This is a genomic window from Kitasatospora sp. NPDC097691 (assembly GCF_040302665.1).
Classification (GTDB): Bacteria; Actinomycetota; Actinomycetes; order Streptomycetales; family Streptomycetaceae; genus Kitasatospora.
The window spans coordinates 197,036-217,408 of the sequence record NZ_JBEORY010000007.1 but is presented as its reverse complement, the minus strand read 5'-3'; the positions used below and the strand labels follow the sequence as shown (position 1 = coordinate 217,408).

Below are 20,373 nucleotides of genomic sequence, written 5' to 3'. Positions count from 1 at the left end.
CACGCCCAGCACGTCCGACAGCATCAGGCCGTTGCCCGCCAGCCAGAGCAGGTCGTGGTGGTAACCGTCGAAGGTGAGGACCTGGTACGCGTGCGGCAGGACCAGCTCGGCGAAGAGCATGGTGACGATCAGCGCCGGATAGATCCGGAAGATCCGACCGATCCAGAAGGCCCGGACGTCACCGCGTCGCTCCAACGAGGCCGGGATGATGTACCCGCTGACGATGAAGAACGCCATGACCCCGTAGAAGCCGAGGTCGAAGTGGGCCGAGACGGTGGCGCCGTGCGGGACCAGCTTCAGGACATCGAAGTGATGGGCCGTCACGGCCAGCGCGGCGATCCCGCGCAGCGCGTCCAGCCACCCGAGCCGACTCCCCGGTGCGGCGGCGCGTTCGCGCCGCCCGACCTTCCGGACCCCCCGCCGAGCCAGTGCCCCCCTGATCGTCATCTGCCGGAGGTTAGCCCATCCGGGAGATCTCGCCCCCGGCCGGGGGCAGCCCCCGATCAGTCCGTGGTCGGTCCCGGGTCAGTCCCGGGTCATGTCGACGAAGCGCGAGTAGTGACCCTGGAAGGCCACCGTGATGGTCGCGGTCGGACCGTTACGGTGCTTGGCGACGATCAGGTCGGCCTCGCCCGCACGCGGGGACTCCTTCTCGTAGGCGTCCTCGCGGTGCAGCAGGATGACCATGTCCGCGTCCTGCTCGATCGAGCCCGACTCACGCAGGTCCGAGACCATCGGCCGCTTGTCGGTGCGCTGCTCGGGGCCACGGTTCAGCTGGGAGAGCGCGATGACCGGGACCTCCAGCTCCTTCGCCAGCAGCTTGAGGTTACGGGACATGTCCGAGACCTCCTGCTGGCGGTTCTCGGCCCGGCGGGAGCCGCCGGACTGCATCAGCTGGAGGTAGTCGATGACGACCAGTTTGATGTCGTTGCGCTGCTTGAGCCGACGGCACTTGGCGCGGATCTCCATCATCGACAGGTTCGGCGAGTCGTCGATGAACAGCGGCGCCTCGCTCACGTCGGGCATCCGGCGGGCGACCCGGGTCCAGTCGTCGTCCGTCATGTTCCCGGAGCGCATGTGGTGCAGCGCGACCCGGGCCTCGGCGGACAGCAGACGCATGGCGATCTCGTTGCGCCCCATTTCGAGCGAGAAGATCACGCTCGGCAGCTTGTGCTGGATCGAGCAGGCGCGCGCGAAGTCCAGCGCCAGGGTGGACTTACCCATGGCGGGGCGGGCCGCGATGACGATCATCTGGCCGGGGTGCAGGCCGTTCGTGAGCTGGTCGAAGTCGGCGAAGCCGGTCGGCACGCCGGACATCTGGCCCTGCCGGGAGCCGATCGCCTCGATCTCGTCGAGGGCGCCCTCCATGATGTCGGCGAGCGGCGCGTAGTCCTCGTTGGTGCGTTGCTCGGTGACGGCGTAGATCTCCGCCTGGGCGGCGTTGACGATCTCGTCCACGTCGCCCTCGGCCGCGTAGCCCATGCCGGCGATCCGGGTGCCCGCCTCGACCAGGCGACGCAGCACGGCGCGCTCGTGGACGATCTGCGCGTAGTACTCGGCGTTGGCCGCCGTCGGGACGGAGTTGACCAGCGTGTGCAGGTAGGAGGCGCCGCCGACCCGCTGCAGCTCGCCCCGCTTGGTCAGCTCGCCGGCCACGGTGATCGGGTCGGCCGGCTCGCCACGGGCGTAGAGGTCGAGGATCGCGCCGTGGACCATCTCGTGCGCGGGCCGGTAGTAGTCGGCGGGCTTGAGCACCTCAACCACGTCGGCGATGGCGTCCTTGGAGAGCAGCATGCCGCCGAGGACGGACTGCTCGGCGGCGAGGTCCTGCGGGGGGACGCGCTCGAAGCCGTCCACCCCGCCCTCGCCGTCGCCCTCGCCCCGGCGCTGCCAGCCGCCGTCCCGCTGGCCGCCCTCGCGCGAGGAGCCGTTCCGGCCGCCCTTGCCGCCCTGGAAGCCGCCCTTCTGGAAACCGTCCTTCTGGAAGCCGTCGCGGCCACCGCCCTGACCGCCCTGGCCGCCGCGGCCGCGGGAGACCGGGAGCCGGTCGCCGGGGCCGTCCGGGAAGGGCGCGTCGTCGAAGGCACCGGCCGGGAAGGGGTCCTCGGCGGTCTGCCAGTCCTCCTCCGGCGGCGGGGCGTCGTGGTCGTCGTACTGGGGGCCGGTCACGCGTGTTCCCCGATCAGCGAGTGGTGCGAGTTGGAGCGGGCTTGCCGGTGGCTGGGTGGAGCGGATCCGCTCCTCTTTGTACGCCACGGCTCCGACAAATCGGACGCCGGGGCGGTGCGAGTGTCGGGCGGATGGCCCACGCTAAAGCGCCGGACGCCCTTGCGCCAAGGCGGTTATCCACAGGGGGTGTGGATGAACGCCCCCTACCTGTGGAGAACTGCCGCAAAGCTGTGGACACCCCTGTGGACGTCCCTGTGGATAACCGGACGATCGATCCACCGTCAACTTGCTGACCTGGGATTACCTCTTCCCGGGCCTGTGCATGAGAAATTCTTCACACACCTCCGAATGGCTGTGGGCACAGAGCGTGCGCACCGCCTCGCTCAAGATTTCGAGTAACGACTGAATGCCCCTGGCAGTCATTACCTGTGGATGAGTAGCCTGGACGCCATGACCGCCACGCCCTCCAGACGCCGCCACGACCGGGAGATCCTCGCCCTGGCCGTCCCGGCCTTCGGCGCACTGGTCGCCGAGCCGCTCTTCCTGATGGCCGACTCGGCGATCGTCGGCCACCTCGGCACGGCCCGGCTGGCCGGGGTCGGCGTCGCCTCCGCCGCGCTCACCACCGCGACCGGCGTGTTCGTCTTCCTCGCCTACGCCACCACCGCGGCGGTCGCCCGCCGGATCGGCGCGGGAGACCGCCGCGGCGCCGTGCAGCAGGGCATCGACGGCATCTGGCTCGCCCTGGGGCTGGCCGTCCCGGTGGTCCTGTCGACCCTGCTGGTCGCCCCCTGGGTGGCCGACGTCCTGGGTGCCTCGCCGACCGCGGCGCCCTACGCGGTGACGTACCTGCGGATCAGCTCCCTGGGCATCCCGGCGATGCTCATGGTGCTGGCGGCCACCGGTGTGCTGCGCGGCCTCCAGGACACCCGTACGCCGCTGCTGGTGGCCGTCGCGGGCTTCACCGCCAACATCGGCCTCAACGCCGGTCTGGTGTACGGCGCCGGGCTGGGGGTGGCCGGCTCGGCCTGGGGCACCGTGCTCGCGCAGACCGGGATGGCCGCCGTCTACCTGGTCGTGGTGGTCCGCGGCGCGCGACGCGAGCGGGCCTCGCTGCGGCCGGACGCGGCGGGCATCCGGGCCTGCGCCAAGGCCGGCGGCCCGCTGCTGATCCGGACGATCAGCCTGCGCGCGGTACTGATGATCGCGACCGCGGTGGCCGCCCGGCTGGGCGACGAGCAGGTGGCCGCGCACCAGATCACCATGACGCTGTTCAGCTTCCTGGCGTTCGCGCTCGACGCCATCGCGATCGCCGGCCAGGCCATCATCGGCCGCTACCTCGGCGCCTCGGACGTCCCGGGTGCCAAGGCCGCGACCCGGCGGATGGTCGAGTGGGGCATCGGCTCCGGGGTGGTGCTCGGCCTGCTGGTGGTGGCCGCCCGCCCGCTCTACGTCCCGCTGTTCACGCCCGACCCGGCCGTGCAGGCGCAGTTGGACACCGCCCTGCTGCTGCTCGCGCTCAGCCAGCCGGTCTCCGGACTGGTCTTCGTGCTGGACGGGGTGCTGATGGGCGCCGGGGACGGTCCGTACCTGGCCCGGGCGGCGCTCGCGACCCTGGCGGTGTTCGTCCCGGCGGCCTTCGCCGTCCCCGCCACCGGCGCCGGGCTGGCCGGGCTCTGGTGGGCGATGAACCTGTTCATGCTGGTCCGCGCGGGCTTCCTGGTCTGGCGTGCCCGCGGCGGCGAGTGGCTGGTCACCGGCGCCGTCCGCGGGTAGCGCCCCCGCGCCCCGCATCCGCACCGGCCCCCGTACCGGCCCGGGAACGACCGAGGGCCGGACTCCCGGAGGAGTCCGGCCCTCGGGCCACTGCTACGGGACTCAGGCAGCGACGACCGCGATGTCCAGGTTGGCCTGGACGTCGGAGTGCAGCTTGACCGAGATCTTGTGGGTGCCCACGGTCTTGATCGGCGAGGCGATCGAGACGGCGCGCTTGTCCACGGCCGGGCCGCCGGCGGCCTTGATGGCCTCGACGACGTCGGCCTGGGTCACCGAGCCGAACAGACGGCCGGCGTCACCCGAGCGGACGGCCAGCTTGACCTGGACGCCCTCCAGCTTGCCCTTGACCTCGTTGGCGGCCTCGAGGGTCTGGATCTCGTGGATCTTGCGGGCGCGACGGATGGCGTCGACGTCCTTCTGGCCACCCTTGGTCCAGCGGATGGCGTAGCCACGCGGGACCAGGTAGTTGCGGCCGTAGCCGTCCTTGACCTCGACGACCTCGCCGGCGGAGCCGAGACCCGGCACCTCGTGCGTGAGGATGATCTTCATTACTTGGTCACCCTCTCTTAGCGCGCGGTGCTGGTGTAGGGCAGCAGCGCCATCTCACGGCTGTTCTTCACGGCCGTGGCGACGTCACGCTGGTGCTGGGTGCAGTTGCCGGTGACCCGGCGGGCACGGATCTTGCCGCGGTCGGAGATGTACTTCCGCAGCAGGTTCGTGTCCTTGTAGTCAACGTAGTTGACCTTGTCCTTGCAGAAGACGCAAACCTTCTTCTTCGGCTTGCGAGCAGGCGGCTTCGCCATTGTGTGCTCCATTTGGGGTTCACGGCCCGGCGGGCGTCCGGGGACGCCGACGGCCGGGCCGCACGAAATCTGTCAGCTCTTAGAACGGGGGCTCTTCCGAGTAGCCGCCGCCACCACCACCGGACGGGGCACCCCAGCCGCCGCCCTGGTTGCCACCGGACGGGGCGCTGGAAGCCCAGGGGTCTTCGGAGGGGCCGGACTGGCCGCCGGAGTTTCCACCCCAGTTGCCGCCCTGCTGGCCGCCACCGCCGCCCCAGTTGCCACCGCCCTGGCCGCCGCCCTGCTGGCCGCCGAAGCCGCCACCGGGGGCGCCGGACCGGTTGGCCCGGGTGACCTTGGCGGTCGCCGAGCGCAGGCTCGGGCCGACCTCGTCGACCTCGACCTCGAAGACCGTCCGCTTCTCGCCTTCCTTGGTCTCGTAAGACCGCTGGCGCAGTCGGCCCTGCACGATGACGCGCATGCCGCGCTGCAGCGACTCGGCCACGTTCTCCGCCGGCTGCCGCCAGACGTTGCACGTGAGGAAGAGGCTCTCGCCGTCCTTCCACTCGTTCGTCTGACGGTCGAAGGTGCGGGGGGTGGACGCGATGCGGAACTTCGCGACCGCCGCACCCGACGGGGTGAAGCGCAGCTCGGGGTCGTCGACGAGATTGCCGACGAGGGTGATGACGGTCTCGCCTGCCATGGTGGTGATGACCTCTCGGGAAGATGTCCGTTCACCGCTGTTTCACGTGAAACAGCGGACGCGAGCTACCCGAGACCCGAAGGCCTCAGAGGTGGCTCAGTGGGTGTCCGGGCGCAGGACCTTGGTCCGCAGAACCGACTCGCTCAGGCCCATCTGGCGGTCGAGCTCCTTGACGACCTCAGGCGTGGCCTTGAGGTCGATGACCGAGTAGATGCCCTCGGACTGCTTGTTGATCTCGTAAGCCAGACGGCGACGACCCCAGGTGTCGACCTTCTCCACCTTGCCGCCCGCGTTGCGGACGACCGTGAGGAAGTTCTCGATCAGGGGGGAGACAGCGCGCTCCTCGACCGACGGGTCGAGGATGACCATCACCTCGTAGTGACGCATGGGTAACCCACCTCCTTTGGACTCAGCGGCCACGGTCTCTCCGTGGCAGGAGGGTTGTGCGTAGCGTCGGCACCGGTGTGGTGACGACTCCGGCCCACCGTAGCGGGCGGGTCGGACAGTCGACCCCGCCCACCCCGGAGGGGTGTCGCCCGAAAGAGGGCGCAAGGGGGCACAACTACACCAGTGCAGACGGCACAGCCTACCCGCACCCGGACGGCCGAACAAAACGCATAGGGGTTGTGAGACCGACCCAACCGCCGCAATCTGGACGGAACGGGATTCCTGCCCGTTCGTCTCCACGCCAGGAGGTGGCACTCATGGCCCAGTCCGTCCACCGCATGCCCGCGCTCACGCTGAACACCGACGGCCACCCGCACCCCCGCGAGAACACCCTGGTCGCGCTCACCGCCGTGTTCGGCGTGATCGCCTTCATCACCTCGTTCTTCTACAACCTGCACCTGCTGACCTCGTGGACCGGCCTGGCCGGCCTCGTCACGGGCTTCTGGGGCGTGTTCGTCTCGGTCACCACGGCCGAGCGCTTCGTCCTGATGGTCTCGCTGGGTGCCTCCGGGGTCGGCTTCTACCTCGGCATCGCCCGCGGCGGTCTCTGGGGCTGATCCCGCGCCTCCGGAACGGCTCCGCCGGAACCCCTGACGCCCCCGCCGCGTATCTGGAAGAAGACAGGTACGCGACGGGGGCGCCGTCGTGCCCGCCGCGACGGGCGCCCGGGCCCCGGACGATAAGGTCAGCCCGAGAACCCGGGGCCCAATGCAGCCCGACCGACGAGGAGCACCGAGCAATGAGCCTGCGCCTGAGGACGATCACCCGCGAGGAGCACCTCGCCTTCATCAGGAGCCGCGCCTCGGCCAGCCACATGCAGGTGCCGTCGTGGGGTGACGTGAAGGCCGAGTGGCGGTCCGAGTCGATCGGCTGGTTCGACGACGCCAACCAGCTCGTCGGCGCCGGTCTGGTCCTCTACCGCCAGCTGCCGAAGCTCAAGCGCTACCTCGCCTACCTGCCCGAGGGCCCGGTCATCGACTGGTTCGACCGCGACCTCGACCGCTGGCTGCAGCCGATGCTGGCGCACCTGAAGTCGCAGGGCGCGTTCTCGGTCAAGATGGGCCCGCCGGTGGTCATCCGCCGCTGGGACGCCCCCACCATCAAGGAGGCCATCGCCGCCAAGCAGGCCAAGCGCCTGCGCGACGTCGAGGCCGACTGGTACGAGCCGCGCGCCTTCGAGGTGGCCGACCGGCTGCGCAAGGCCGGCTGGCTGCAGGGCGAGGACGGCGGCGCCGGCTTCGGCGACGTCCAGCCCCGCTACGTCTTCCAGGTGCCGCTGGCCAACCGCTCGCTGGACGACATCCACAAGAACTTCAACCAGCTGTGGCGCCGCAACATCAAGAAGGCCGAGAAGAGCGGCGTCGAGGTGTTCCAGGGCGGCTACGACGAGCTGCCGATCTTCCACCAGCTCTACCTGGTCACCGCCGAGCGCGACAGGTTCACCCCGCGCCCGCTGTCCTACTTCCAGCGGATGTGGAAGGCCCTCACCGCCGAGGACCCGAACCGCATGCGCCTCTACATCGCCTACCACGAGGGCGAGCCGCTGGCCGCGACCACGATGCTCGTGGTCGGCGAGCACGTCTGGTACTCCTACGGCGCCTCGGCCAACCACAAGCGCGAGGTCAAGCCGTCCAACGCCATCCAGTGGCGGATGATGCGCGACTCCTACGCCCTCGGCGGCGGGGTGTACGACCTGCGCGGCATCAGTGACACCCTGGACGAGAACGACCACCTGTTCGGCCTGATCCAGTTCAAGGTCGGCACCGGCGGCCAGGCGGCCGAGTACCTCGGCGAGTGGGACTTCCCGCTCAACAAGCTGCTGCACAAGGCCCTCGACCTCTACATGTCCCGCCGCTGAGGAGGCTGACCCGATGACGCTGTCGCTCTACCTCGACACCGAACGCTGGCGCACCCACCAGCGCTCCGTCCTCGCCGAGTTCCCCGGCCTGGTGCCGGTCGCCAAGGGAAACGGATACGGCCTGGGCAACCACCGGCTGGCCGAGGAGGCGACGCTGCTGGGCACCGGTGTGCTCGCCGTCGGTACCGCGTACGAGGCGGCCGACGCCGCCGAGTGGTACGGCGGCGAGCTGCTGGTGCTCACCCCGTACCGGGTCGGCGAGGAGGTCCTCCCGCTGCCGCACGCCCGGGTGATCCGCACGGTGGCGAGCGTGGACGCGCTGCGGACGCTGCACGGCACCCGGGTGGTGCTGGAGTGCATGACCACCATGCGCCGCCACGGCGTGAGCGCCGACGACCTGCGCACCGTCGCCGCCGAGCTGGGTGGCATCGCCTTCGAGGGCCTGGCGCTGCACCTGCCGATGGACCGGCCGGACGGCTCCAGCCCGGTCGAGGAGGTCGCCTACTGGGTGGACACCGCCCGTGCGGCCGGCATCCCGGTGCACACCGTGTTCGTCAGCCATCTCGGCGCGGCGGGCATGGAACAGCTGGCCCAGCGCTACCCGGAGACCGTCTTCCGGGCGCGGATCGGCACCCGGCTCTGGCTGGGTGACCACGCCGCGCTGGAGGTCCGGGCCACCGTCCTGGACGTCACCCCGGTGAAGAAGGGCGACCGCTACGGCTACCGCCAGCACCCGGCACCCGCCGACGGCCACCTCCTGGTGGTCGCCGGCGGCACCGCGCACGGCATCGGCCTGGAGGCGCCCAAGTACGTGGCGAGCATGGCCTCGCGGGCCAAGGGCATCGCCCGGGCCGGTCTGGCGACGGTCAACAAGACCAAGTCGCCGTTCCACTGGGCCGGCAAGCAGCTCTGGTTCGCCGAGCCGCCGCACATGCAGGTCTCGCTGCTGTTCCTGGACGGCGAGACCAAGCCCCCCGCGATCGGCGAGGAGCTCGGTCTCCAGGTCCGCCACACCACCACGCACTTCGACCGCGTGGTGGACCGCTAGACCGTCACGCGCGACGGGTCACGGCTTCTCGGCCGGCTCCAGCAGTTCGGGCTCGCCCAGCCACTGCTCGGGGCCGGCCGGCGCGTACGCGGCGTAGCTCTCCTCCTCGCGCAGCCGCCGGGCGTTGCCCAGCACGACCACGTCCGGGGCGTGGTCGAGCACCCCGCCGGAGGGGTCGTCGCTGCCGTCCCAGCGGACCGGGTCGTGGTCCGGGTGCAGGACGTCGCGGACCACGAGGCCGACCAGGTAGAGCGTGCCGATCAGGTGCAGCCCGATCGCGAAGTGGTACCAGGCCTCGCCGATCCCGTGCTGCTTGGGCCCGGTGACGAAGCCCAGGTGGGACCAGATGCCCAGGGTGTAGAGCACCTCGCAGGCCTGCCAGATCAGGAAGTCCCGCCAGCGCGGCCGGGCCAGCACCGCGAGCGGCAGCAGCCAGAGCGCGTACTGCGGCGAGTACACCTTGTTGACCAGCACGAACAGCGCGACGACCAGGAAGGCCAGCTGCGCGAAGCGCGGGCGGCGCGGGGCCGAGAGGCCGAGCCACGCTATGGCCAGGCAGCCCAGCACCATCAGCACGCCGATGTAGAGGTCGAGGTCGGCCAGCCCGACGCCGCGGAGCTGCATCAGGATCAGCCAGAACGAGCCGTAGTCCTCGCCGCGGTGCTTGCTGAACACGTAGAAGGTCGACCAGCCCTGCCAGTTGGCGAGCATGATCGGCAGGTTGACCAGCAGCCAGGAGCCCACCGCGCCGCCGAGCATCACCCGGAACTCGCGCCACTTGCCGGCCCGCCAGCAGAGCACCAGCAGCGGGCCGATCAGCAGCAGCGGGTAGAGCTTGGCGGCGGTGGCCAGGCCGATGAAGACGCCGGCCCAGCCCGGCCGGGAGCCGGCCCACCAGGCCATCGCCACGGCGGCCAGCGCGACCGCGAGCAGGTCCCAGTTGATCGTGCCGTTGAGCAGCAGGGTGGGCGCGAGCGCGAACAGCAGCGCGTCCCAGGGGCGGCGGCGGTGGGTGCGGGTGAGCGCCACGACCGCGACCACCGCGCAGGCCATCAGCAGTCCGGCGTTGATCGCCCAGAACCACTGCTCCTGGCTCTGCTGGTCGCCCCCGCCGGGCGTCAGCCAGGCCGCGACCTGCATGAACAGGCCGGTAAGCACCGGGTACTCCAGGTACTGCAGGTCCCCCGTGGAGCCCGGGATGCGGTCCACGTACGGGTGCAGCCCGGCCGCGAAGCCGCGCCCGGAGAACAGGTGCGGAATGTCGCTGTAGCAGGCGTGGATGTACTGCGGGGAGCCCGGCTGGAACCAGGCCTGGTCGTAGCAGGGCAGCTTCTGCACCATGCCGAGCACCGAGACCACGATCACCGCGAGGGCCAGGAAGCGCGCCGGGATCCACCAGGAGACGCCGAGCAGCGCCCGGCGCCCGGGCGGCCCGCCGATCACCTCGCTGCCGGCCGCCGCCACCGGGTCCTCGTCGGCCGGGACGACCACGGTGTTGGCCGGCGGCGCGGCCGCGGCGACGGCATCCGGGGTGGGCCCTGCGAGACCGCCGGCCCCGACCGGGCCGGTGGTTTCGTCACGATCGCTCGACGTCATGCCGGACATCCTGCCGCACCATCCCGGTCGGGACGAGGAGGACCCCGCAACGGTCTGCGGAGGTCCGCGGGCCGGCGGGTCCGCGAACCATGACGAAAACGGCGGTGGCGGCCCTCCGAGGAGGACCGCCACCGCCGTTCCGGGTGCTCGCCGCGGGCTACTGCCCCGGGCCGCCCGGCGCGGGGCCGGTGGGCGTCATCGTCGGCTTGGTCGGCTTGCCGCCGCCGCCCGGTGTCGTGGTGTCCGTGGGCGTCGGCTGCTGCGTCTGGCAGCCGATCACCGGGAGACACGTGTTGGTCGGGACCGGGGGCTTGTGGGTCTTCGTCGGGCTCGGCTGGTCGCCGGGGCAGTCCACGCCCGGCACGCAGCTCGGGGTCTGCGTCGGCTGCGGCTGGGCCGGCTGCGTCGGCGGCTGCGTCTGTGCCGGGGCCGACGGGCTGTCGGTCGTGGTCGGCGTCGGCACGGCCGTGGCCGTCGACGGCGCACCGGAGGAGTCGACCTCCGAGCCGACCGGCTGCGGGTTCGGGAAGTCCATCTTCTTCTCGTTGGCCAGCGCGACCTTCATGTACCGGGTGAAGACGTCGGTCGGGATGTCACCACCGTGGATGGATTCCTTGCCACCGGTTCCCTTGAGCGACTGCCGCTGGTGCGCGGACGGGTCCTCGCGCCACATCGCGACGCTGGTCACCAGCTGCGGGGTGTAGCCGACCCACCAGGCCGACTTGTTCTCGTCGGTGGTACCGGTCTTGCCCGCCACCGGGCGGCCCAGGGCGAGGGTCTTGGTACCGGTGCCCTTCGCCGCCACGTTCACCAGCACGTCGGTGACGTTGTCGGCGACCGAGGGCTCCAGCGCGACCTTGGGCTCCTTCTTGGCGAAGCCCGTGCGTGCCACGCCGTCCCACTCGACCTTGGTGACCGAGTACGGCTCGGCCTCCTTGCCACTGGCCGCCAGGGTGCCGTAGGCGGTGGCCATCCGGATCGGGCTGATGGTGGAGGTGCCGAGCGGGAAGGTCGCCGTCTTCGGGTCGGCGAGGCTGTCCTTCCGGATGCCCATCTGCACCGCGATGTCGGCCACGTTCTGGCCGCCGACGTCCTGGTTGAGCTGGACGAAGGGCACGTTGTACGAGAACTGCATGGCCTGCCGCAGCGAGACGTAGCCGTGCTTGCTGGAGTCCTCGTTCTTCTGGTGGTACGGCTTGCCGTCGTCCCCGATCACCAGCGAGCCGTCCGGCTTGCGGATCTCGGACAGGTCGTCGGCCATGTAGCGGCTGTCGGCGTTTATCCGCTTCGGCTTGCCGTCGTCGCCCTTGGCGGTCTGCACGCCGACCTGCATGGCGGTGGCCAGCACGAACGGCTTGAAGGTCGAACCGACCTGGACGCCGGTGGCGTCGGCGTTGTTGTCGAAGTGCCCGTTCTCCACGCCGTCGCCGCCGTACAGGGCGACTATCGCACCGTCGCCGGGGCGGATGCTGGCGGAGCCGAACTGGATGTTGGTGTCGTTGTCCGGGCGCTTCTGCGGGTCGAGGTTCTCGGCCTTGACGTCGTCCACGGCCTTCTTCAGGGCGTCGACCTTGTCCTTCTCGAAGGTCGTGTAGATCTTCAGGCCGCCCTTGTCGAGCACCTGCTGCGTGATGTTCTTGTCGGTGTTCATCACGTACTTGTTGGCGGTGTCGACCAGGTAGCTGATCTCACCGTTCAGGTTGGAGCTGGGCTTCAGCGGGATCGGGTTCGGGAACGTGGTGCACTTGGCCCGCTCCTCCGGGGTGAGGGCCTTGGTCTTCACCATGTTGTCGAGGATCCAGGACCACCGGCCCTGGGCCCGTTCCTTGTTGGCCGGGTTGGTGGGGTCGTAGTACGCCGCACCCTTCAGCAGGCCGGCCAGCATGGCGCTCTGGCAGGCGTCGAGGTCCTTGGCGTTCACCCCGTAGTACGCCTGGGCGGCGGCCTGGGCACCGTTCGCGCCGCGGCCGAACCAGCTGGTGTTCAGGTAGCCCGTGAGGATCTCGTCCTTGCCCTGCTTCTGGTCGACCTTCAGCGTGATGAAGAACTCCTTCATCTTGCGGCTGAGGGTCTGCTCCTGGCTCAGGTAGGCGTTCTTGACGTACTGCTGGGTGATGGTCGAGGCGCCCTGGGTCTCACCCCCCTTCGCCATGTTGTAGACGGCGCGGAGCATGCCCTTGGGGTCGATGCCGTGGTCGGTGCGGAAGTCCTGGTTCTCCGCGGCGATGACGGCGTCCTGCAGGTGGGGACTGATGTCCTGGAGCGGGACGATCTGACGGTTGGTCTGGCCCTTGCGGGCCATCTCCGTGTTGTCGGCCCAGTAGTAGATCGTGTTCTGGCCCTGCACCAGCTTGTTCATGTCGGGGATCTGGGTGGTCTGGTACAGGTAGAACACCACACCCACGAAGCAGGCGAAGACCAGCAGGAAGCCGCTCATCCACTGCTTCCAGGACGGCAGCCAGCGCCGGATCCCGGTCTTGCCGAACCTCGGGTAGTCGATGAAGCGCTTCTTGCCGGGCCCGGCGGCCGCGGCAGGACCGCGCCCGCCTCCCCCCTTGCCCTTCTTCTGTCCGGCCTTGCGCATCTCTGCACGGGTCATCCGGGGTTGCCGAGCTGTCTCCCGGACACCCTGCGGGCGCCGACGACTGATCCCGTCCGAGCTCAGCTCGTCGGGCGTCGGCCCTCCCCGACGGCCGCCGCCTCCCGGGGGCTGCTGCCCGTCACCGCCCGGGTCGGGCGTCCTTCGCCGTCGTTCGCTCATCTTCCAGCCACTCCTCGCCAGGCGTCTCCAGCCTGAAGGCAGGGTTCACGTCCGATGCCCGCCAACCGCCCTGACTCCCGGAGGTGGTCCTCGTGCACACGCGACAGCGTACGCAGCACGGAAATACAACTAATCGGGCATCAGTCGCCAATAACCACAAAACGGCGACAGATCATTACACGCCCGTTGCCAAGCTCACCCGCGCGTCGCCTTGTGATCACATTCACGCGTGCCCCCCTTGCCCGTTCCGGGGGTCGGGTTTACTGTTCTCGATATATCGAGCCGATACATCGAAGCGGAATACCGCCGGATGCAGCGGCCGGACGAGAGCCGAGAGGGAGGAGGACCACGGCAGTGGGCAGGCGCTCAGGAGTGCTGGAGTTCGCCGTTCTCGGCCTGCTCCATGACGCTCCGATGCACGGCTACGAGCTGCGAAAGCGGCTCAACATCCTGCTCGGCACGTTCCGGGCACTCTCCTACGGAACGCTCTACCCCTGTCTGAAGAGCCTGGTCGCCCAGGGTTTCCTGGTCGAGGACAACCCGGACGTCGAGTACGTCCCGGCCACCGCCCTCAACGGCAAGCGATCCAAGATCGTCTACCGGCTCTCCGCCGAGGGGAAGCAGCGCTTCGAGGAGCTGCTCGCCGACTCCGGCCCGGACGCCTGGGAGGACGAGCACTTCGGCGTCCACTTCGCGTTCTTCGGCCAGACCGACCGGGCCGTCCGGATGCGCGTCCTGGAGGGGCGCCGCAGCCGGCTGGAGGAGCGCCTGGAGCGGATGCGCAACTCGCTCGCCCGTGCCCGCGAGCGGTTCGACGACTACACCGTCGAACTCCAGCGGCACGGACTGGAGTCGGTGGAGCGCGAGGTCCGCTGGCTCAACGAGCTGATCGAGACCGAGCGGTCCAACCGCACCGGCCGGACCGGTCCCGCCACCGGCGGCGACTCCACCGCCGTACCCCACAAGACTTCGGACGGCCGTGGCCAGGAGACCGGGTCCTCGGACCCGTCCGGGCCACCGTACGACCGCCCGGGGCGCTCCGCCCAGGAGCGCTGACACCGCGCCAGCCCTGTGCCGCGCGGCAGGAGTGGGCGCCTCGCGCCCTACAAGCAGTCATCGAAGAAGCAGGACGAGTTCCGCCGGTCCCGGCGGTCCTCATGAGATCACAGGGAGCAACCGGAAATGGGTTCGGTTCGCGTAGCCATCGTGGGCGTGGGCAACTGCGCCGCGTCGCTGGTGCAGGGTGTCGAGTACTACAAGGACGCCGACCCGGCCGGCAAGGTCCCCGGGCTGATGCACGTCCAGTTCGGTGACTACCACGTCCGTGACGTGGAGTTCGTCGCCGCCTTCGACGTCGACGCCAAGAAGGTCGGCTTCGACCTGGCCGACGCCATCGGCAACAGCGAGAACAACACCATCAAGATCTGCGACGTGCCGCCGACCGGCGTCACCGTCCAGCGCGGTCACACCCTCGACGGCCTGGGCAAGTACTACCTGGAGACCATCGAGGAGTCCGACGAGGCCCCGGTCGACGTCGTCCAGGTCCTCAAGGACCAGCAGGTCGACGTCCTGGTCTGCTACCTGCCGGTGGGCTCCGAGAAGGCCGCCAAGTTCTACGCCCAGTGCGCCATCGACGCCAAGGTCGCCTTCGTGAACGCCCTGCCGGTGTTCATCGCGGGCACCAAGGAGTGGGCGGACAAGTTCACCGAGGCCGGCGTGCCGATCGTCGGTGACGACATCAAGTCCCAGGTCGGCGCCACCATCACGCACCGCGTGATGGCCAAGCTGTTCGAGGACCGCGGTGTCATCCTCGAGCGCACCATGCAGCTGAACGTCGGCGGCAACATGGACTTCAAGAACATGCTGGAGCGCGAGCGCCTGGAGTCCAAGAAGATCTCCAAGACCCAGGCCGTCACCTCGCAGATCCGCGACCGCGAGCTGGGCGCCAAGAACGTCCACATCGGTCCCTCGGACTACGTGGCGTGGCTGGACGACCGCAAGTGGGCCTACGTCCGCCTCGAGGGTCGCGCGTTCGGCGACGTCCCGCTGAACCTGGAGTACAAGCTGGAGGTCTGGGACTCCCCGAACTCCGCCGGTGTCATCATCGACGCGGTGCGCGCCGCGAAGATCGCCAAGGACCGCGGCATCGGTGGCCCGATCCTGTCGGCCTCCTCGTACTTCATGAAGTCCCCGCCGGTCCAGTACTTCGACGACGAGGCCAAGGAGAACGTCGAGAAGTTCATCCGCGGCGAGGTCGAGCGCTGAGCACCGAGCAGCTGACCGCTCGATAGCTCCTCGGAAGGGCCCACGATCACCGGATCGTGGGCCCTTCACCTTTTCCCGGCCAATGTTTCACGTGAAACAGCCACCGGTTCCATGGCACTCTGGGCGGGTGGCGATCACCGAGAACGGCAGCACCCACCAGCCCGCGCACCGCGCCACGCTCCTCGACCTCCTCCGGGGCCGCGACTTCCGGCGGCTGCTGACCGCCCGGGTGCTCTCCCAACTCTCGGACGGCGTCTTCCAGGTCTCGCTCGCCGCCTACGTGGTGTTCTCCCCGGAGAAGCAGTCCTCCCCCGCCGACATCGCCTCGGTGCTGGCCGTGATGCTGCTGCCCTTCTCGGTGATCGGCCCGTTCGCCGGGGTGCTGCTGGACCGCTGGCGCCGCCGCCAGGTGCTGTACTTCGGCAATCTCGCCCGCTTCGGACTGGGCCTGGGCACCGGAGCGCTGCTCCTGGCCGAGGCGCCGACCTGGCTGTTCTTCGCGTCGGCCCTGCTGGTCACCGCGCTCAACCGGTTCATTCTGGCCGGCCTGTCCGCCGCCCTGCCCCGGGTGGTGGAGCAGGACCAGCTGGTCACTGCCAACGCGCTCTCCCCCACTCTCGGGACGGTCGCCGCCGCCTCGGGCGGGGGCATCGGCTTCGCGCTGCACCAGGTGATGAGTCCCGGTCCGAAGGCGGACGCCGCGCTGGTCACGGTCGCCTCGCTGCTCTACCTGTCGGCCGCGTTGGCCGCCCGTCGGATGGACCGCGACCTGCTCGGCCCGGACCAGCACGCCGACCGCCCGGCGCTCGGCCAGGCGCTGCTCCGGGCCGCCGTCGAGCTCGGCGCCGCGGTGCGCCATCTGGTGCGGGACTGCCGGCCCGCCGTACACGCGCTGGCCGCGGTCACCGCGGCCCGCTTCTGCTACGGCGTGCTGATCGTGGTCGTGGTGATGCTCGCCCGGTACACCTTCAACGACCCGGCCGACAGCGCGGCCGGCCTGGTCACCCTCGGCCAGGCGGTCGGCCTCTCCGCCGCCGGGTTCTTCGTCGCCGCCGTGGTCAGCCCCTGGTGCACCCGGAAGCTCGGCCTGACCGGCTGGATGACGGCCTGCCTGGTCGCCCCGGTGGTCTTCGTCCCGGCACTCGGCCTGAGCTTCACCCTGGTGCCGTGCCTGATCGCCGCCCTGCTGCTCGGGGTGGTCACCCAGGGCACCAAGATCTGCGCCGACACCGTCGTGCAGGAGACGGTCGAGGACGAGTACCGCGGCCGGGTCTTCGCCATCTACGACGTGCTGTTCAACGTCGCCTTCGTGGCCGCCGCCATGGTCACCGCACTGGTGCTGCCGTTGTCCGGCCGCTCCGGCACGGTGGTCGTCGGGGTCGCCGCGGTGTACGCCGTCACGGCGGCCGTCTACCTGCGCGCCGCCCGCCGCCGCCCGCTCCCCTGACCTGCTCCCCACCGGATCCCCCGGGGCTCGGGACCGATGGCGTCCGAGCGAGTCGCTAAGGTGTCAGACCTGTCGGAGCGACAGCACTCTGTCTCGGGGGACGAACTGATGAGCACACCGCCCAACCCGTACGGGCCGCCACAGCCGGGGCCGCCCGTCGCGCAGCCGTACGGTGCGCCCGTCCCCCCTCCTGCCACGCCGTACGGACCTCCGCCCGGCTACGGGCAGCCCGCGCGGCCCGCCCCGGCCGGCTACGGAGCGCCGCCGTCGTACGGACAGCAGCCGTACGGCCAACAGCCGCCCGGACAGTCTCCGTACGGGCAGGCGCCGTACGGACAGCAGCCGCCCGCCGGGGCGTACGGCTACCCGCAGCCCGCGACCGCAGCGCCGAGCGCCCCCGCGAAGAAGCTCGGCACCAAGTCCAAGCTGAAGGCCGTGGGCCTGGTCGGCGGCGGCATAGCCCTGGCGGTCGGGTACTTCGTCGCCGGGCCGAGCGTCAGCAGCGCCAAGCCCGGCGACTGTGTGCGGGTGAGCGGCTCCCGTGATGTCGACATCGTCAAGTGCACGGATTCCAAAGCGAATTACCGCGTACTGTCGAAGTTCGAAGGCACCACCGACGTGAACCGGTGCAAGCAGACGCCGCAGACCACGAGCGCCGTCTCGGGCAAGAGCGGCCGCCGCTGGAACAAGAAGCGGTACGTGCTCTGCCTCGGCCCGATGACACCCGCCTCCACCGGCGTCCCGCCGGTGAAGAAGTCCTGAACCCTTCCGCCACTCCGTCCCCGGGGGACCACTTGTCCGTTCCGCCTCCGCCCCAGATGCCGTACGGTCCGCCCCCGGGCGACGGCAACCCCTACTCCTCCGGCGGTGGCTACGGCGCGCCGCCCCCGCCGCCCGGCCAGCCCGGCTACGGCTACCCGAGCGCCCCGCCGCCGGAGCAGCCGTACGGCTACCAGCAGCCCCCGGCCGGCTACGGCTACGGGTACCCGCCGCAGGGCCCGGCCGACGGCCTGACCTGCCGGTTCTGCGGCGGCTACCCGGCGGTGAACGCCACCGTCCGCGGCCACCAGGGCCTGATCGTGGCCTACCGGATGCTGCGGATGTCCGGCCCGTTCTGCCACACCTGCGGCACGGCCACCGTGCGCGACATGTCCGCCCGGACGCTGGTCCAGGGCTGGTGGAGCCTGGTGTCGTGGCTGCTGACCCCGATCACGCTGCTGATGAACCTCGGCCCGCACAACCGGTTCAAGCAGCTGCAGCCGCCCGTCCCGGGCAGCCACGGCCCGCAGCTGAACCCGGGCGTCCCGCTGACCCGCCGCCCGCACATCGCGATGCTGCTGGTGCCGGTCTCGCTGGCGGTCACCCTCGTCCTGGCCGCCACCGGCGTGCTCGGCCCGGCGAAGCACGACGACCCGTCCGACCCGATCATCGCGGCGCCCTCGCCCTCGCCGTCGGCCTCGACCTTCACCTTCACGCCCTCGCCGCCGCCGGCCTTCCCCTCGCCGACCTTCACGATGCCGGCGGTGCCGAGCATCACCCTGCCGCCGGTCACCACCCCGACCGACGACACCGACAGCGTGGACCAGGCCAAGGCGGGCGACTGCCTGCACAACGAGAACGGCCCGGCCGGCGAGACCACCGACACCCACCCGAAGGTCTCGGTCCTGCCCTGCACCGACGCCAAGGCCCAGTACAAGGTGATCTACAAGTACCTCGCCACGTCCGACGAGAAGGTCTGCGAGAAGCAGTCGAAGGCGGACAGCTGGTACACCCGCACCTACACCAACTTCCCGTCCCTGAACTACGTGCTCTGCCTCAAGAAGCTCAAGTAGTTCGGGCGGTTCAGGCAGTTCAGGCGGCCCGCCGCACGCGCGAGGGGTGGCCCCGGCCCGGTGCCGGGACCACCCCTCGCGTCGTGCCGGAAGCCGCGGCCGGTGTCAGCCCTGCTGCTCGGCCCACCAGGCGCGCAGCGCCGCGACCGCCTCGTCGTGCTCCATCGGGCCGTGCTCCAGTCGGAGTTCGAGCATGTGCTTGTACGCCTTGCCGACCTGCGGGCCGGGCTTGAGGGCGAGCAGCTCCATGATCTGGTTGCCGTCCAGGGCCGGGCGGACGGCGTCCAGCTCCTCCTGCGCCTTCAGCTCGGAGATCCGCTTCTCCAGGCCGTCGTAGGTGCGCGCGAGGGTGGCCGCCTTCTTCTTGTTGCGGGTGGTGCAGTCGGAGCGGGTCAGCTTGTGCAGGCGCTCCAGCAGCGGCCCGGCGTCGGTGACGTAGCGGCGCACCGCGGAGTCGGTCCACTCGCCGCCGCCGTAGCCGTGGAAGCGCAGGTGCAGCTCGACCAGGCGCGAGACGTCCTCGGTGAGCTCCTTGGAGTACTTCAGCTCGCGCATCCGCTTGCGGGTCATCTTGGCGCCGACCACCTCGTGGTGGTGGAAGGAGACCCGGCCGTCCGACTCGAAGCGGCGGGTGCGCGGCTTGCCGATGTCGTGCAGCAGCGCGGCCAGCCGCAGGGCGAGGTCCGGGCCGTCCTGCTCCAGGTCGATGGCCTGCTCCAGGACGGTCAGCGAGTGCTCGTAGACGTCCTTGTGCCGGTGGTGCTCGTCGCGCTCCAGCCGCAGGGCGGGCAGCTCGGGCAGCACGTACCCCGCCAGGCCGGTGTCGACCAGCAGCCGCAGGCCCTTCACCGGGTGCTTGGCCAGCAGCAGCTTGTTCAGCTCGGCCTGGACCCGCTCGGCCGAGACGATGGTGATCCGCTCGGCCATCGCGGTCATCGCGGCGACCACCTCGGGCGCCGGGTCGAAGTCGAGCTGGGCGGCGAAGCGGGCGGCCCGCATCATCCGCAGCGGGTCGTCGGAGAAGGACTCCTCGGGGGTGGCGGGGGTGCGCAGCACCCGGGCCTCCAGGTCCTCCAGGCCGCGGTGCGGGTCGACGAAGCCGCGGCCGGGCAGGTCGACGGCCATCGCGTTGACCGTGAAGTCGCGGCGGACCAGGTCCTCCTCGATGGTCTCGCCGTACGTCACCTCGGGCTTGCGGGAGGTACGGTCGTAGGCCTCGGAGCGGTAGGTGGTGATCTCGATCAGGAACGAGCCCTCGGCGGTGTCCTTGCGGGCGCCGACCGTGCCGAAGGCGATGCCGACGTCCCAGACCGCGTCCGCCCAGCCCTTGACCAGCTTGAGCACCTGCTGCGGGCGGGCGTCGGTGGTGAAGTCCAGGTCGTTGCCGAGCCGACCGAGCAGCGCGTCCCGGACGGAGCCGCCGACCAGCGCCAGCCGGTGACCGGCCGCCTGGAAGCGGCGGGCGATCTCGTCGGCGACCGGCGACACCCGCAGCAGCTCTTGCAGACCCATGGTCTGGGCCTCGCTCAGGCCTGGTACGGCCCGGACGGCGGTGCTCGGACGGTCGGTGCGCGTGGTGGGCTCATTGGCAGTGGACACGGCTCACAAGGGTACGTGCCCCGGAAGGTCAACCGCCCGCGCGTTTTGGGCGTCTCACCCCACAGCCCGCAACACTGCACCGCAGGCTGC

At 70.4% G+C, this 20,373-nt stretch carries 18 protein-coding genes; 9 read left to right on the top strand and 9 right to left on the bottom strand.

Going from position 1 to position 20,373, the window contains the following annotated elements:
• The coding region (locus ABTY56_RS07945; protein WP_350627490.1) for an acyltransferase family protein at positions 1-447 on the bottom strand (447 nt) is incomplete at its 3' end.
• Positions 448-525: 78 nt separating this feature from the next.
• Entirely contained in the window at positions 526-2,169 is a 1,644-nt protein-coding gene (dnaB, locus tag ABTY56_RS07940) for a replicative DNA helicase (RefSeq protein WP_350627489.1), read from the bottom strand.
• A gap of 450 nt (positions 2,170-2,619) precedes the next feature.
• On the opposite strand from dnaB, the gene ABTY56_RS07935 reads away from it, so the two are divergent.
• The gene (locus ABTY56_RS07935; protein ID WP_350627488.1) at positions 2,620-3,945 is read left to right on the top strand and encodes an MATE family efflux transporter; all 1,326 of its coding nucleotides are present in this window, start codon (positions 2,620-2,622) and stop codon (positions 3,943-3,945) included.
• Between the two features lie 102 nt (positions 3,946-4,047).
• On the opposite strand, the gene rplI is transcribed toward ABTY56_RS07935, so the two are convergent.
• The 4 genes from rplI to rpsF form a co-directional block, all read right to left on the bottom strand.
• Positions 4,048-4,494 (bottom strand): 50S ribosomal protein L9, encoded by a 447-nt coding sequence (gene rplI / locus ABTY56_RS07930; RefSeq protein WP_350627487.1) that lies wholly within the window; start codon positions 4,492-4,494, stop codon positions 4,048-4,050.
• 17 nt (positions 4,495-4,511) lie between these two features.
• The gene (rpsR, locus tag ABTY56_RS07925) at positions 4,512-4,748 is read right to left on the bottom strand and encodes a 30S ribosomal protein S18 (protein ID WP_030059640.1); all 237 of its coding nucleotides are present in this window, start codon (positions 4,746-4,748) and stop codon (positions 4,512-4,514) included.
• Positions 4,749-4,827: 79 nt separating this feature from the next.
• The gene (locus ABTY56_RS07920; protein ID WP_350627486.1) at positions 4,828-5,430 is read right to left on the bottom strand and encodes a single-stranded DNA-binding protein; all 603 of its coding nucleotides are present in this window, start codon (positions 5,428-5,430) and stop codon (positions 4,828-4,830) included.
• Positions 5,431-5,526: 96 nt separating this feature from the next.
• Positions 5,527-5,817 (bottom strand): 30S ribosomal protein S6, encoded by a 291-nt coding sequence (rpsF, locus tag ABTY56_RS07915; protein WP_063348486.1) that lies wholly within the window; start codon positions 5,815-5,817, stop codon positions 5,527-5,529.
• Positions 5,818-6,134: 317 nt separating this feature from the next.
• On the opposite strand from rpsF, the gene ABTY56_RS07910 reads away from it, so the two are divergent.
• The 3 genes from ABTY56_RS07910 to ABTY56_RS07900 all read left to right on the top strand — a co-directional run bounded on the left by ABTY56_RS07910 (position 6,135) and on the right by ABTY56_RS07900 (position 8,783).
• The gene (locus ABTY56_RS07910; protein ID WP_350627485.1) at positions 6,135-6,434 is read left to right on the top strand and encodes a hypothetical protein; all 300 of its coding nucleotides are present in this window, start codon (positions 6,135-6,137) and stop codon (positions 6,432-6,434) included.
• 182 nt (positions 6,435-6,616) lie between these two features.
• Complete coding sequence (locus tag ABTY56_RS07905) at positions 6,617-7,735, top strand: lipid II:glycine glycyltransferase FemX (protein ID WP_350627484.1); 1,119 nt, start codon at positions 6,617-6,619, stop codon at positions 7,733-7,735.
• Positions 7,736-7,748: 13 nt separating this feature from the next.
• On the top strand, positions 7,749-8,783 hold the full coding sequence (locus ABTY56_RS07900; protein ID WP_350627483.1) for an alanine racemase: 1,035 nt from the start codon (positions 7,749-7,751) through the stop codon (positions 8,781-8,783).
• 18 nt (positions 8,784-8,801) lie between these two features.
• Here the strand turns inward: ABTY56_RS07900 and ABTY56_RS07895 are convergent, their stop codons facing one another.
• Both ABTY56_RS07895 and ABTY56_RS07890 read right to left on the bottom strand, forming a co-directional pair.
• The gene (locus ABTY56_RS07895; protein WP_350627482.1) at positions 8,802-10,379 is read right to left on the bottom strand and encodes a glycosyltransferase family 87 protein; all 1,578 of its coding nucleotides are present in this window, start codon (positions 10,377-10,379) and stop codon (positions 8,802-8,804) included.
• A gap of 157 nt (positions 10,380-10,536) precedes the next feature.
• Positions 10,537-12,978, bottom strand: coding sequence for a transglycosylase domain-containing protein (locus ABTY56_RS07890; protein ID WP_350627481.1), 2,442 nt, complete (start codon positions 12,976-12,978; stop codon positions 10,537-10,539).
• Positions 12,979-13,494: 516 nt separating this feature from the next.
• Here ABTY56_RS07890 and ABTY56_RS07885 point away from each other — a divergent pair.
• The 5 genes from ABTY56_RS07885 to ABTY56_RS07865 all read left to right on the top strand — a co-directional run bounded on the left by ABTY56_RS07885 (position 13,495) and on the right by ABTY56_RS07865 (position 18,684).
• Positions 13,495-14,196, top strand: a complete 702-nt coding sequence (locus ABTY56_RS07885) for a PadR family transcriptional regulator (RefSeq protein WP_350627480.1) — start codon at positions 13,495-13,497, stop codon at positions 14,194-14,196.
• A 126-nt stretch (positions 14,197-14,322) separates the two neighbouring features.
• Positions 14,323-15,405: an inositol-3-phosphate synthase gene (locus tag ABTY56_RS07880; RefSeq protein ID WP_350627479.1), complete on the top strand. Its 1,083-nt coding sequence runs from the start codon at positions 14,323-14,325 to the stop codon at positions 15,403-15,405.
• A 127-nt stretch (positions 15,406-15,532) separates the two neighbouring features.
• Entirely contained in the window at positions 15,533-16,852 is a 1,320-nt protein-coding gene (locus ABTY56_RS07875; RefSeq protein WP_350627478.1) for an MFS transporter, read from the top strand.
• A gap of 108 nt (positions 16,853-16,960) precedes the next feature.
• Positions 16,961-17,614, top strand: coding sequence for an LppU/SCO3897 family protein (locus tag ABTY56_RS07870; protein WP_350627477.1), 654 nt, complete (start codon positions 16,961-16,963; stop codon positions 17,612-17,614).
• Between the two features lie 32 nt (positions 17,615-17,646).
• Entirely contained in the window at positions 17,647-18,684 is a 1,038-nt protein-coding gene (locus ABTY56_RS07865) for an LppU/SCO3897 family protein (protein ID WP_350627476.1), read from the top strand.
• Positions 18,685-18,789: 105 nt separating this feature from the next.
• On the opposite strand, the gene ABTY56_RS07860 is transcribed toward ABTY56_RS07865, so the two are convergent.
• Positions 18,790-20,196, bottom strand: coding sequence for a CCA tRNA nucleotidyltransferase (locus ABTY56_RS07860; RefSeq protein WP_350627502.1), 1,407 nt, complete (start codon positions 20,194-20,196; stop codon positions 18,790-18,792).
• Positions 20,197-20,373: the final 177 nt, after the last annotated feature.

Bases quoted from the DNA above. Each gene is read 5' to 3' on its own strand.
- ABTY56_RS07935 (WP_350627488.1), top strand. From the start codon at position 2,620: ATGACCGCCACGCCCTCCAGACGCCGCCACGACCGGGAGATCCTCGCC.
- rplI (WP_350627487.1), bottom strand. From the start codon at position 4,494: ATGAAGATCATCCTCACGCACGAGGTGCCGGGTCTCGGCTCCGCCGGC.
- rpsR (WP_030059640.1), bottom strand. From the start codon at position 4,748: ATGGCGAAGCCGCCTGCTCGCAAGCCGAAGAAGAAGGTTTGCGTCTTC.
- ABTY56_RS07920 (WP_350627486.1), bottom strand. From the start codon at position 5,430: ATGGCAGGCGAGACCGTCATCACCCTCGTCGGCAATCTCGTCGACGAC.
- rpsF (WP_063348486.1), bottom strand. From the start codon at position 5,817: ATGCGTCACTACGAGGTGATGGTCATCCTCGACCCGTCGGTCGAGGAG.
- ABTY56_RS07910 (WP_350627485.1), top strand. From the start codon at position 6,135: ATGGCCCAGTCCGTCCACCGCATGCCCGCGCTCACGCTGAACACCGAC.
- ABTY56_RS07905 (WP_350627484.1), top strand. From the start codon at position 6,617: ATGAGCCTGCGCCTGAGGACGATCACCCGCGAGGAGCACCTCGCCTTC.
- ABTY56_RS07900 (WP_350627483.1), top strand. From the start codon at position 7,749: ATGACGCTGTCGCTCTACCTCGACACCGAACGCTGGCGCACCCACCAG.
- ABTY56_RS07895 (WP_350627482.1), bottom strand. From the start codon at position 10,379: ATGACGTCGAGCGATCGTGACGAAACCACCGGCCCGGTCGGGGCCGGC.
- ABTY56_RS07890 (WP_350627481.1), bottom strand. From the start codon at position 12,978: ATGACCCGTGCAGAGATGCGCAAGGCCGGACAGAAGAAGGGCAAGGGG.
- ABTY56_RS07880 (WP_350627479.1), top strand. From the start codon at position 14,323: ATGGGTTCGGTTCGCGTAGCCATCGTGGGCGTGGGCAACTGCGCCGCG.
- ABTY56_RS07870 (WP_350627477.1), top strand. From the start codon at position 16,961: ATGAGCACACCGCCCAACCCGTACGGGCCGCCACAGCCGGGGCCGCCC.
- ABTY56_RS07860 (WP_350627502.1), bottom strand. From the start codon at position 20,196: ATGGGTCTGCAAGAGCTGCTGCGGGTGTCGCCGGTCGCCGACGAGATC.